Genomic DNA, 12,860 nt, shown 5'->3' with positions numbered 1-12,860 from the left:
ACGTCAGGCGTTTCAATCATCATCTCCAAGACGACGACGGGCAACCAGACGCATCAGACGCCAGACCATCATCGCAACAATGACCACAACGATCACTGCGAACAGCGCCAGCAGAGCCGGATGTGTCGCCAGCGCATGCCACAGCCGCTCCCACCACGGCAGATGACCAACAAAATAGGTTTCCCCCACACGCAGGCTGTTAACGCCCGATTCACGAATAACAGCGGCGGAGCCATAGATGGCGGCGCGCTTGCCGCTATCGAGCAGCGCATTGTTGAGCAGCTGATAGGCTCGAGGACTATCCGCCAGCAGCGCTACCACGCTGCGCTGATTGTGAAACGGCGACTGAAAGCCGATGATTGCCGCCATCGGGCCGTCAGAGACAATGGTGGTCTGGCTGGCGGCGGTGCGATCGCCTGCGGGCGCAGTCATGTTATCCAGCGGTGGCTGGCGTACCGGCATTTTTACCCAGCTTTTTGCTGCATCTACCAGCAGGTTAATACGGCTATCTTCACGTAGATCGGGAGGAATTGCGCCGATCATCAGTAAATCGGCATCGGTTGATTTGGCTTTTGACCAGTCGTCGGTAATCTGCACGTTAAGCGCCGGAAAACCGGTCTGCGCGCCGATATTGCCCAACGCATTCAGCAGTGCGCTAACCTGATCGGCTCGCGGCTGCGCGTTGACCAGCACCAGGGTTTGTGACAAATCGGCGAGGCGACTGAAGGGGAAACCCGCGTTCGCGAAGGCGCGTAGTGACGGCATCTCGATATAGTGGCGGTAGCCGGAAAAATCGATGGTGGAGTTACCGTCCACGACAACGTGGTTGGTCACCGGCGTCACCGTTTCACAGCGCGTTTCGTTGCCGCCGCCGATAACGGTCGCCGCGTAGTCAAAATCGAAGCGCAGCTGATTTACCACACCCAGGCGCAGCGCCGGAATCGTCAGCGACGTGCTGTTATCCTGCAATCCCTGAATCAGCGGAATATGCAGCAGCTGCTTGCCGCTGGCGCTTTTTACCAGTAGCGGATAGTCCTGCATAAACTGGTTGTTAAGATGGATCGCCAGCCGCGAGCCATCGTTTTGCCGCGGCGAGGTATAACGATAGGCGATATCCATATTGATACCGCGCGCGCGCACCAGGAAGAGATCCGGCGGCAGATTCAGCGTCAGGCTAATCGGCCAGGGCTGAATGCCATCACCCTGAAGCTGGTTCTCATACTGTTGCAGCTCGGAGAATTTGGTGGCGCGATCGGTGCGCACCCAGTTAGGCGCATCATAAGGCTGGCGCGGTGCCAGCTCTTTTACCGCCTCCACGGTAGAAGACTGCCCGCGCAGCAGCAGCTCGCCCTGCGCGATGCCTTTCGCCGCCGTTAGCAGATCTTCATCATTGCGCCCCAGCACCAGTAACATCTTCTGATAAGGATTATCGGGCTGGCTGATAAGCTCCACGGTGGGCCTGTCCACCGGCGGATAATCCTTCAGAAAATCGGGCCGCTGCGCATTGGTGGCGAATACCACCGCATGCTGCTGTTGCGGCAGCTGATTATAGAGCGCCGGGAATGACTGGCCGCGCCACTGCGCCTGTACGCCGAACCAGGAAGCCAGCAGCGCTGCGGCATGCTGCTGCACCTGCCCCGGCGCGGCAGCAAACACCATCGGCAGCTGTAGCGGACGGTTATCGCGGCTGTCGAAAAACGGCTCCGGGAAATCAGAGAGATCGTTTTTCAGCGGCAGCTTCTGCAAAGTGAGATCGAGGCGGCTCTCTTTACCGATATCTACCCAAATAGCGCTGTTCGCCGGGTTTTCACAGATATTGGTGTAGTGGCCCACCAGCTCAAAGCGCACGCGGTTAAAATCGCCGATAAAGCGCGGATCGAGGTTTAACGTCGCCTGGCTCTCTTTCCCCAGCTGTTCCGGCGTAATGGTTACCAGCCCTACCAGCTCATCATTCAGGTAGACCTTAAAATGTGACAGCGTCGGCAGCAGCGCGGGCGAAGGACGATAGCTGAGATGCAGTACCGCCTGAGTAACCAGCTCATCGCTACGCACGCCAAATTCAATCTGTCCGTCCGGGCGCGTGCCCTGTAGCTTAAAGCTACCCGGCGCAGGGGCAACGTTGCTGAACAGCAGCGCGTTATTGCGTACCGGCGCTGCCGGATCGACGGGCGCGGCGGCGAGCACGGGCGAAACGGCAGTCTGCGGCGCATCTATCGGCTGCGCCATATCGTTCGGCGTCGGATGGGATTCAGGAGCGCCGTAAGCCAGCGGCATCAGGCCCATCAGCACAGCGGTAAACCAGCTTATTTTTCTCGTCATTGTCGCATCATCAGTTGAGTCATTGTTTTACACCGGCAACGCCTGCCGGTGCGCTTCCCACGCCTTTGGGAAAAAATGACGCCAGCCAGGAGAGGAAGGCGGTCATCATGCGAAACAGGCGGCGCAAGCGGGCTGGCCCATACTCCGCCAGCCGGATATAGCCTTTAAAGCCCAGAATCATAATGTCGGTCAGGCTCTGCACCGGTTTATCTTCCGGGAAGCCGTCCTGCCACAGCGCCCAGGTATCGGCACGTGCGAAGGTGCACTGAATAAAATCGATATGCTGTTCCGTTGTGAGGTGGCTCAGGCGGATACCGGCCCGACGCCCAAAAACGCGCTGCACCGTGGCGGGAAAGCTAAATTCCTGCTGACCGCGTCGCAGCAACAGGTGGATCTCTTCGCCGTCGCGGAGCGCATCCGGCTCACGCAGCTCAACGCCGACGCCACCGTCCGAATAGTCGCGCAGCGTACAGGGCAGCATATGACCATCCTTACGGGCGATAGCGGCGGGCATCGCCATCTCCACGCGATGCGCCTCGCGGATCTGACGCGCCTCCACCGATACCGCCACTGCGCCACCGAGGATAATCATGTTGTAGAACACCCACAGCAGGCTCACCAGCACCGTTAATACTTCATTTTGCGGGCCATAAAAGACGCGCCAGCCCGCCATGATCACACCCGCCAGGTTAAGCAGCACCAGAATCATATAGGGTTTGGTGATCACCCAGTCGAGATGCTGTTCCTCTACCAGGCCGCCCTTCGCCGTGACGTTAAACTTGCCCTTGTGCGGGTTAAACAGCGCCACCGTAGTAGGCCGTGCGATATACCAGGCCAGCACCGTTTCATAGACCTCGCTCCAGAAAGAGTGGCGATAACGCCCCTGGATACGCGAGTTGGTCAGGCTGGTATGCAGCATATGCGGCAGCACGTAAATGGCGATCGCCAGCGCCGGTGCGAAGATGATATAGGCGTGAAACAGCAGGAAAGCGAGCGGTGCCAGCAGGAAAATCAGACGCGGAATGCCGGAGAGAAAGTGCAGCATGGCGTTGGCATAGCAGAGCCGCTGCACCAGTTTCAGGCCGCGCCCCAGCAGCGGATTATCGAGACGGAAAATCTGCACCATGCCGCGCGCCCAGCGGATACGCTGCCCGATATGCGCCGACAGGCTCTCCGTCGCCAACCCCGCCGCCTGCGGAATGCGAATATAGGCCGAGGTGTGACCACGCCGGTGCAGGCGCAGCGAGGTGTGCGCATCTTCCGTTACCGTCTCGACCGCGATACCGCCAATTTCATCCAGCGCGCTACGGCGCAGCACCGCACAGGAGCCGCAGAAAAAGGTGGCGTCCCAGGTATCGTTGCCGTCCTGCACCAGGCCATAAAACAGCGTGCCCTCGTTCGGCGTGCGGCGGAAACGACCGAGGTTGCGCTCAAAGGGATCGGGCGAGAAGAAGTGATGCGGCGTTTGCAGCATCGCCAGCTTGTTATCCTTAATAAACCAGCCCAGCGTCATTTGCAGGAAAGAGCGCGTCGGCACATGGTCACAGTCGAAAATGGTGACAAATTCGCTTTTGCACTCGGTGCGCAGCGCATTGTTGATATTGCCCGCCTTCGCATGTTCATGGGTCGGGCGCGCCACATACCTGACCCCGACGCTGGCGGCGAACTCGCGAAACGCCTGACGGTTGCCGTCGTCGAGGATGTAGATCGTTACCTTATCTTTCGGCCAGTCGATGCCCAGCGCGGCGTAGATCGTTGGTTTTTACCACGCTCATCGGCTCGTTATAGGTCGGCACCAGCAGATCGACGCTGGGCCAGAGGCGCGTATCTTCCGGCAGCGAGACCGGCTGGCGGTGCAGCGGCCACAGCGTCTGAAAATAGCCCAGCACCAGCACCACCCAGGCATAGGTTTCCGCCACGATCAGCAGCAGGCCGAAGGTCAGACTTACCGGATCGTCCCAGTTGAGCGTCGAAGTATAGCGCCACCACAAATAGCGACAGGAAACCGTGAGCGACAGGACGATCAGCATCATGGTCGCCAGCCGTCCCGGCACGCGCCTTACCACCATCGCCAGTGCCCAAAGCATCAGCACAAAGATAAACTGCGTGAAGAGATCGAACGGCTGTGAAATACAGAGCAGCGCCAGCGCAGCAGCAATCAGGCTGCCGCAAATAAACAGCAGTTTACGCAGCCCTGGCGACAGGCGATTAAGCTTCTCCTCCAGCCGCTCGCCCCGGTGAATATGCTGCGGCAGGCGATCGAGCCAGAGATACGCCTGCTGGCGCCAGCCAAACAAACGATGAAAGGCGTTGAACCTTTTGCGCTGGCTGCGGGTGCTGCCATCCTGCGGCAGAAACAGCAGCAGCCAGATACTCTGCGAGAGAAAGCGCAGGATATCGAGCGGTCGCGGGCGTTCCGGCGAAATATGCGGCCAGAGCGTGCGGCGCTGGGCGATAATGCGCTGCCAGCCTGGGGCTTCAAAGCGCAACAGCGACCAGCCCAGCACCAGCCAGAAACAGTGAATGCCCGCCGCCAGCGCGGAGCTCCCCGCCAGACGGTAGCCGTCGTAACGCGTACTTAGCGTCTGCCAGGCCGGTGCGGCAATCAACCAGCGTAACGGATTCATGTCCCCTCCCCGCCGGTATGCATAATCAGCCAGTTCGCCAGAGTCACAATCTCTTCACTGGCGAGCGCATGCGGACGATACTCGCCCAGTGGCTGCTTGTTCAGCAGCGCTTCAGAAAGCGCCTCATCACGATGGATCAGCAGCGGAATCAGATTGCGCAACGTGCCAATCCACAGCTGATGCAGATCCTGCTGAACCTTGCTGTTGGCGTTAAACAGATTGAGCAGATAAAGCGGCGGCACGGCAGCGGCGGACTGGTGCAGCCGCGTATGGCAGTTGCCATCGGCCACCAGCAGCTGAATCAGACGATCGACCTGCGCGTACACCGGCTGTAGCCAGGGATGTTCATCGCCGGGAAGATCGAGCAATACCCAGCGGTACTGACTTTTCAGCGTCGTCAGATGATGCAGCCACGGCGTAACGAAGGGTGCGGGATCGGAATAAAAGCGCCTGCGTTCTTCAGCGTTAAGCTGACCAAAGGGAATAAAATCGGGGCCGCCCGGATAGCGCAACGCCACCTGTGTTTGCGCCTCGCCATCCAGCGCCGCTCGCACCCAGCCGCGCGCCTCGCGCTGCGGCGTATTGAAATGCAGTCGCAGCTGGTTTGCGGGTGACCAGTCCATCGCGATCGCCGTTTCGCCCAGCTGCTGCAATGCCCAGGCCAGCGCCGCCGTAATCGAGGTCGCTCCCGTGCCACCACGTATACCCTGTAGAGCTAAAACCGGCATAGGCTTTCCTTTTCCTGCTGCGCAGCGGAAAGCTCATGCAGTAACGGCCAGCGAGCCAGAATCGCCGTCAGCCTTTCCTCACGTGCAATATCGACATAGCGAAATGCAGAAAACGAAAATGCCTCACCGAGGGTACTGATATCATCCGGCATTCCGGTATTATCGGGCATTGCAGAAATTTCTTGCGGTTGCTTCATTTATCTTGCCATCAAAGAGGACGCTGAATAGCGTTAATTTTTTCAGACCTGCGGTAAAAGCACAGGCGATACGTATGGCCTGTTTTTTATTATATTCAGTAAAATTATCCAGGCGAAATAAATCGCTGTCTATAATAAAATAGCTTCGGTTGAACCAATTTGCGAAACTTCTATGGCAATCTCTTTTACGCTCGGTATTGAGCAGGTTCAGAATGAATTAATCGATATGCAGCCGCCCGGCTGCTATTGGCTTACCGTTAACCGGCCTGAGGATGCGCGCAGGCTGGCACGTCAGGTTATGTCTGCACAAAAGGCGGTAACGCTGATTAGCGCGGGAGAAAAACCGCAGTCGTTACTGGAACCGGTTCTTTCTCCTGGGCCAGATCGTATTCCATGCTATTCGCTGGCAGAAAAACGCCGGGCGTTATTGGATTTGCCGGAAGATTTAGCGCGAATCCTTTCAGCAAAGCCACGGCTGATTTTATTTTTTAATGATTTTTCTTTCATTGAAAAACTATCACCTGCGGAATTAATTGCCTGGTTAAAAAAGATTAATCACATACTTTCCGTATGTAATTGCTGCCTGTTAATTATTACATCCGGTTCAGGTGTAAATAATTTACGACTGTCATTACTTAATACTTTTCGCCAGCTAAATGGGCTGGCGCATCTGGAATATCAACAGGACAGCTGGAATTATCGCGTGAACTGGTGGTGCCATGACAGCCGTCTGATGGCGGATCGCGCATTACGTCTGTCATATCAGCCATCCGGCGGCTTTGCAGCGATTCATGAAAAAACGCAGAACACACCGTTGACGCTCAACGATGAAGCGATCTGTATTGCGGAAAAACAGGTGCTGGAAGGCGCGCCGCCGCTCTCCAGTTACTGGCAGCTGTTTGACAGCAACGCGCTGACCGCTTCACGGGCACAGCAGGCCGATTCCGCCACGGTGATTTTCTCGCTGAGCCATAACGAGCAAATTCGTGAACTGGCGCAAGAGATACACAGCCTGCGGCTGTCACGCGGCGCGGGGTTAAAAATCGTAATACGTGAAATGCAAACCAGCCTGCGCTACAGCGATGAGCGCCTGCTGCTGGCCTGCGGCGTTAACACCATCGTGCCGTTTGGCGCACCGATGTCGCGCTTTTTAACCACGCTGGAGAGTTTACAGGGCCAGCGCTATAACCGTCACGTGCCCGCTAATCTGGATGCGCTGCTGCAATCGCTTCAGCCTCTACAGCTGCGCGGTTTTCTGCCGCTGGATAAATTTTGCCAGGCGGTAACGCAGCTGGTGGATAACACGCTGCTGCCGGAGAACGGCAAGGGGCTGCTGGTGGCGTTGCGTCCGGTCCCGGAGCTGAGGCCGGAGCAGGCGCTGACGCTCTGCAAACCGCGGCGTTACGGCGATCTGGTAACGCTGCTGGGCGATCGCCTCTATCTGTTTCTCTCTTCATGCCGCTATAGCGATCTCGATACCGCGCTGAAGTTTATTTTCCGCCTGCCGCACGATGAGCTGTTTTCCAACCGGCTGGTGTGGTTTGAGGATCTGCAAATTCTTTCCGAAGTCCGGCAGATGAAGGCGCTGGTGCCGGGGGCCTGGAAAGATATGCCGCCAAAACTCAACGTCGCCGTTGCCGAAAGCGCGCCGCCGCCGGTTCCGACGCTACGCCAGACGCCACAGCCGGTTACGCTCAGCATTCAATTAACCGAGACACCACGCGAATGACATTAATGGATGGAGTGCAGATCCTGATTCTGCTGCTGCTGATCGCGCTGCTGGCGAAACCGTTCTATACCCGCTGGCTGCCCGCACGCTGGCGTGGCCTGACACAACGGCTACTGCCGCCACGCTCGTTAAAATATGAAGGCACCTGGCAACGCCAGACTACCAAAACGGATAAAGATAAATAATGAATGATGGTAAAAAGACGCCGCCTTCAGGGACGGCTTTCTGGCGCAGCTGGCACGGGCTGGGTGGCTGGAACTTCTATTTCCTGATCAAATTTGCCCTGCTGTGGTTCGGCTACCTTAACTTTCATGCGCTGGCGAACCTGGTTTTTCTCGCCTGGCTGCTGTTACCGTTGCCGTCAATGCGCCTGCATCGCCTGCGCAACTGGATCTCGCTGCCGATCGCTATTGGCCTGTTCTGGCACGATACCTGGCTGCCTGGCCCGCAGAGCATACTGAGCCAGGGCGGTCAGGTTGCCGGTTTCTCCGGGGCTTACCTGCTCGATCTCTTTAACCGTTTTATTAACTGGCAGATGGTGGGTGCCGCCTTCGTGATGCTGGTGCTTTATCTGTTTATCTCGCAGTGGGTGCGCATCACCGTGCTGGTTTCGCTGATGCTGATCTGGATAAATATGATTAATATCGCCGGACCGTCAATCTCCCTGCTGCCGACGCGGGCCGCCACGCCGGAAGTGGTACTCAACAGTAAAACGTCAGCCGATAACGCCGCAGCAGATAAAAACGCGCTCGATGAATCCGCGCCGCCTACCAGCGCCAACCTGACCGCTTATCTGAACCGCTTTTACGAGACGGAGAAGCAGCGCGTCACCCATTTTCCCGCGTCGTTATCGCCTGATTCCCAGCCGTTCGATATTTTGATTATCAATATCTGCTCGCTTGCCTGGTCAGATATCGATGCGGCGCAGCTGCGCGAGCATCCGTTGTGGAAGCATTTTGATATTCTGCTTAACAACTATAACTCCGCCACTAGCTACAGCGGCCCGGCGGGGATACGCCTGTTGCGCGCCAGCTGCGGTCAGACCTCGCACAGCGATCTCTATAAGCCGACGCAGCAGCAGTGCTATCTGTTTGATAATCTGGCGCAGCTGGGCTTTAAAGAACAGCTGATGATGGACCATACCGGCGTGTTCGGTAACTACCTGAAAGAGCTGCGTGAAGATGGCGATTTGCAGGCGCCGCTGATGTCGCAAGAGGGGATCGCACCGGAGCTGACCTCGTTTGACGGCTCGCCGGTGTTCAACGATGCGCAGCTGATGCAGCGCTGGCTGGACGATCGCACCAAAAGCAGCGATGCCCGTACCGCCACCTTCTATAACCTGATCCCGCTGCATGACGGCACGCGAGAGCCTGGCAGCACCGGCACCGCCCCCTGGAAGCCGCGCGCGCAGGTGCTGTTCGATCAGCTTGACGCTTTCCTGACTAACCTGGAAAAATCGGGCCGTCGGGTTATGGTGCTGGTAGTGCCGGAGCATGGCGCGGCGGTCGTGGGTGATAAAATGCAGATGTCCGGGCTGCGCGATATTCCCAGCCCCAGCATTACCCATGTGCCGGTGGGCATTCGCTTTGTCGGTATGAAAGCGCCGCATCAGGGTCAGCCGCTGAGCATCGAGACACCAACCAGCCTGCTGGCGGTGTCTGAACTGCTGGCACGCGTGGTAGATGGCCAGGTGTTTAACGCGCCAAACGTTAACATGTCGGTGCTGACGGAAAACCTGCCGCAAACGCCGGTAGTGTCAGAAAATGATAATGCGGTGGTAGTGATGTATCAGGGCAAACCCTGGATTCGTCTGAACGGTGGCGACTGGGTACCTTATCCGCAGTAGAACGTGCAACAAACAGTAAAGCCCGCGCCTGCGGGCTTTTTTACGCCTTCACCGCCTGCATTCAGGCAATCTGTTCCGGCGTAATACATTCAATTAGCCGATCGAGAATAATGATCACCCGATCGCTGGCCTGCTCCATATGCGCCAGCGCGTCAGAAAGCGCTTTGGTATCGCCTTTCGCAAAAGCCGCCAGCGCCGCTCGCCCGCTGTTGTGAACGCTGGCGTGCGGTTGCTCAAGCTGGCGAAAATGGGTGTTATCGCTGAACAACGCTCGCCCTTCACCGCCGTAATACCACTTACCGAGACGGCATTCCTGATGGCTGTTGACGCTGGAGCGCATATCCTGATTGAACAACAGGGTATATACCTGTTGCTTCCAGATGATGTGATCGAGCTTAACGGTATTAAGAAACTGCTGACGGGAGATAAACTGGATAATGGCCTGCATACGCGTGGAGCGGGTAATGACCTCTTCCAGCGCCTCACAGGCCAGCGTCACGTCTCTTTTGATGGTAGCCAGCGCGCTCATGACGCCCGCCGCGTTTTCACAGACCTGACTGGCCAGATGATGAATATTGCCGGTTAAGATTTCTATTTTACCCGACTGATGTTTTACCTCTTCCGCCAGCGTTTTTACCTCACGCGAAAGCACCGAAAAACCGCGCCCCTGACTCCCTACTCTGGCAGCTTCAATTGCGGAATTAATCGCCAGCAGGTTAGTTTGATTCGCCAGCCGATCGATATCATTGACGCAGTCGTTTATTTCACCCACCGCCAGCTGTAAATCCTGGCTGACCGCATTTTCATTGTTCGCCCGTTCTTCAAACTGGCTAACCTGATTCATTAGCGCCTGAATAGCATTTTGCGCATAAAGGTTTTTTTCATTCAGCGCTTCAATTATCTCCTGCTCTTTTTTCAGCTGTTCACTGGAATTAAGCAGAGAATTTCGAATGATTTCTATACTGCCCATGCCGGAAAGTAAATTCTGACATATAATCCGCTCATAAATCGTATCTTTTTGAACCACAACGCTTTCCTGCGGTATGATTACGGGCTCTGGTCGTTTTTTCTTTCCGAAATGAAATAAACTAAAAGTATTGTCCATTTTACATTCGCTTATTTACTATAGCATTTTTACATTTAGCTACCACGCCAAGCCTGAGACGAATTAATCGCCGTTTTCCTGAAAAAGCTCGCGCTTCGCCACCCAACGTGCCTTAATTCTTTAAATAGCGAGAATATATTTATTCGCTTATAGCGAAAAGCATTAAAGCGCCGAGCTTCTTTCTTTAAGTGTTTTCTGGCAATAGACAATTTTATTAATCGGGGTTATTGACGCTGGTAATAAGCCATTTACGGGAAGTCGTGCGGAAAAAGTAATAACAGAACGTCATCGCACCGTGAAATTAATGCGATGACGTTTGATTTTTTAACCAGCCTGCTGCTGTTCGTCCTGATCGACGGCAAAACAGGCGATCTGCTGATCGCCATAATATTTAAGCTGCGGCTGTAGCTGAACGCAGGTGCCGAAACGACGGCGGCAGCGGGCGTTAAAGGCGCAGCCAGGCGGCGGGCTAAGCGGGCTCGGCAGCTCACCGGTCAACTTGATGCGCTCGCGCCGGTCGTCCGGGTTGAGGCGCGGCGTGGCGGAAAGCAGCGCCTGGGTGTAAGGATGGCGCGGATTGCTAAAGATCGCCTCTTTGCTGCCTTTCTCCACGCAGCGCCCCAGATACATAACCATCACCTCATCGGCAATATGCTCCACCACCGACAGATCGTGCGAGATAAAGACGTAGGAGAGCCCCATCTCCTGCTGCAAATCCATCATCAGGTTCAATACCTGCGCACGCACCGAAACATCAAGCGCCGACACCGGCTCATCGGCAATCAGCACGTCAGGATCGAGCATCAGACCACGTGCGATGGCGATGCGCTGGCGCTGTCCGCCGGAGAACATATGCGGATAGCGATCGTAATGTTCGGTTTTCAGCCCGACTTTCGCCATCATCTCCAGGGTTTTTCCCCGCCGCTCCGCTTTGCTGAGCGAGGTATTAATCAGCAGCGGCTCTTCCAGGATCTGGCTGACCTTTTTGCGCGGGTTCAGTGAGCCATAAGGGTTCTGGAACACAATCTGGATTTTCTGACGGCGCAGTTTTTGCGCCTGCGGATCGTGCTGAAGCAGATCCTGGCCGTGCCAGAACAGCTGTCCTTCGGTCGGCGTTTCGATCATCGTCAGCAGGCGGCCCAGCGTCGATTTACCGCAGCCCGATTCGCCGACTACCGCCAGCGTTTTACCGCGCTCCAGGTTAAACGAAACGCCATCCAGCGCCTTCACCAGTCGCGGCTGTCCGAATATCCCCTTTTTCACCGGATAGTGCTTTTTCAGGTCAATCGCCTGTAGCAGATACTGTTGTTGTGTTTCAGGATGCATAAGTTGGCCTCCCGGCATCATCCAGCGGATAGTGGCACTTGGACTGACGCCCCGGAATATCACGAAGTTCAGGTTCTTCCACACGGCAACGGTCGGTGGCGTAAGGGCAGCGCGGGTTAAGCAGGCAGCCAGCAGGACGGTCATATTTGCCCGGCACCACGCCCGGCAGCGAGGCCAGCCGCGCTTTATCCGCCGCAAATTCCGGCAGGGCGCGCAGCAGCGCCTGAGTATAGGGATGGCGCGGCGCTTTGAAGATATCACCCGCCTTACCGGTTTCCACCACCTGCCCGGCATACATCACGATGATGTGCTGCGCGGCCTCGGCCACCAGCGCCAGATCGTGCGTAATCAGGATCAGCGCCATGTTCTCCTGTTTTTGCAGCTCCAGCAGCAGCTCAATAATCTGCGCCTGAATCGTCACGTCGAGCGCGGTAGTCGGTTCATCAGCAATCAGCAGGCGCGGGCGGCAGGCTATCGCCATCGCGATCATCACGCGCTGGCTCATCCCGCCGGAGAGCTGGTGCGGATAGACATCCAGCCGCGATTCCGGATCGGGAATCCCGACCTGATTCAGCAGATCGATAGCGCGCTGGCGTCGGGTACGGCGGTTGCCGCCCTGATGCACCTTAATCGCTTCCATAATCTGATAGCCAACGGTGTAGCAAGGATTAAGGCTGGTCATCGGGTCCTGGAAAATCATCGCCACTTCCGAGCCAACCAGCTGGCGACGCTCTTTTTCGGAGATGCGCTTCAGGTCGCGCTGGTTAAATTCCAGCTTATCCGCCATGACGCGGCCTGGATAATCAATCAGCCCCATGATTGCCAGCGAGCTGACCGATTTGCCGGAGCCGGACTCGCCGACGATGCCGACAACCTGCCCCTGCTCTACCTGATAGCTGATGCGGTCAACCGCGCGGAACGGTGCTTTTTCATCGCCGAAATGCACCGACAGTTTTTCTATATTTAATAACGCCATCTCGGTG

General features: G+C 56.5%; 9 protein-coding genes and 1 pseudogene. 3 read left to right on the top strand and 7 right to left on the bottom strand.

The window, feature by feature from the left end:
• Positions 1 to 12: 12 nt before the first annotated feature.
• From bcsB to bcsR, 4 genes and pseudogenes are all read right to left on the bottom strand, one after another.
• Positions 13 to 2,274 carry a cellulose biosynthesis cyclic di-GMP-binding regulatory protein BcsB gene (bcsB, locus tag C7M51_RS18355; RefSeq protein WP_425281023.1) on the bottom strand — a complete coding sequence of 754 codons (2,262 nt, stop codon included), beginning with the start codon at positions 2,272 to 2,274 and terminating at the stop codon, positions 13 to 15.
• Between the two features lie 64 nt (positions 2,275 to 2,338).
• Positions 2,339 to 4,946, bottom strand: a pseudogene (gene bcsA / locus C7M51_RS18350) (UDP-forming cellulose synthase catalytic subunit).
• On the bottom strand, positions 4,943 to 5,674 hold the full coding sequence (gene bcsQ / locus C7M51_RS18345) for a cellulose biosynthesis protein BcsQ (protein ID WP_160622979.1): 732 nt from the start codon (positions 5,672 to 5,674) through the stop codon (positions 4,943 to 4,945). Before bcsQ ends, bcsA begins: the two are co-directional and overlap by 4 nt.
• Positions 5,662 to 5,871 (bottom strand): cellulose biosynthesis protein BcsR, encoded by a 210-nt coding sequence (gene bcsR, locus C7M51_RS18340; protein WP_160622978.1) that lies wholly within the window; start codon positions 5,869 to 5,871, stop codon positions 5,662 to 5,664. Before bcsR ends, bcsQ begins: the two co-directional genes overlap by 13 nt.
• 172 nt (positions 5,872 to 6,043) lie before the next feature.
• On the opposite strand from bcsR, the gene bcsE reads away from it, so the two are divergent.
• From bcsE to bcsG, 3 genes are read left to right on the top strand one after another with little or no spacing between them, the layout of a single operon-like run.
• On the top strand, positions 6,044 to 7,600 hold the full coding sequence (bcsE, locus tag C7M51_RS18335) for a cellulose biosynthesis protein BcsE (RefSeq protein ID WP_160622977.1): 1,557 nt from the start codon (positions 6,044 to 6,046) through the stop codon (positions 7,598 to 7,600).
• A 5-nt stretch (positions 7,601 to 7,605) separates the two neighbouring features.
• Positions 7,606 to 7,785 (top strand): cellulose biosynthesis protein BcsF, encoded by a 180-nt coding sequence (locus tag C7M51_RS18330; RefSeq protein ID WP_425280983.1) that lies wholly within the window; start codon positions 7,606 to 7,608, stop codon positions 7,783 to 7,785.
• The gene (bcsG, locus tag C7M51_RS18325) at positions 7,785 to 9,446 is read left to right on the top strand and encodes a cellulose biosynthesis protein BcsG (RefSeq protein WP_160622975.1); all 1,662 of its coding nucleotides are present in this window, start codon (positions 7,785 to 7,787) and stop codon (positions 9,444 to 9,446) included. Before C7M51_RS18330 ends, bcsG begins: the two co-directional genes overlap by 1 nt.
• Before the next feature lie 61 nt (positions 9,447 to 9,507).
• On the opposite strand, the gene C7M51_RS18320 is transcribed toward bcsG, so the two are convergent.
• From C7M51_RS18320 to dppD, 3 genes are all read right to left on the bottom strand, one after another.
• A complete protein-coding gene (locus C7M51_RS18320; RefSeq protein WP_244323765.1) occupies positions 9,508 to 10,473 on the bottom strand; it encodes a methyl-accepting chemotaxis protein in 966 nt (321 codons plus the stop codon).
• A 402-nt stretch (positions 10,474 to 10,875) separates the two neighbouring features.
• Positions 10,876 to 11,877 carry a dipeptide ABC transporter ATP-binding subunit DppF gene (gene dppF, locus C7M51_RS18315; protein ID WP_160622973.1) on the bottom strand — a complete coding sequence of 334 codons (1,002 nt, stop codon included), beginning with the start codon at positions 11,875 to 11,877 and terminating at the stop codon, positions 10,876 to 10,878.
• Positions 11,867 to 12,853: a dipeptide ABC transporter ATP-binding protein gene (dppD, locus tag C7M51_RS18310; RefSeq protein WP_160622972.1), complete on the bottom strand. Its 987-nt coding sequence runs from the start codon at positions 12,851 to 12,853 to the stop codon at positions 11,867 to 11,869. The genes dppF and dppD overlap by 11 nt, the downstream gene beginning before the upstream one ends.
• Positions 12,854 to 12,860: the final 7 nt, after the last annotated feature.

Source organism: Mixta intestinalis, from assembly GCF_009914055.1.
Classification (GTDB): Bacteria; Pseudomonadota; Gammaproteobacteria; order Enterobacterales; family Enterobacteriaceae; genus Mixta; species Mixta intestinalis.
This window is presented reverse-complemented; position numbering and strand designations above follow the sequence as displayed.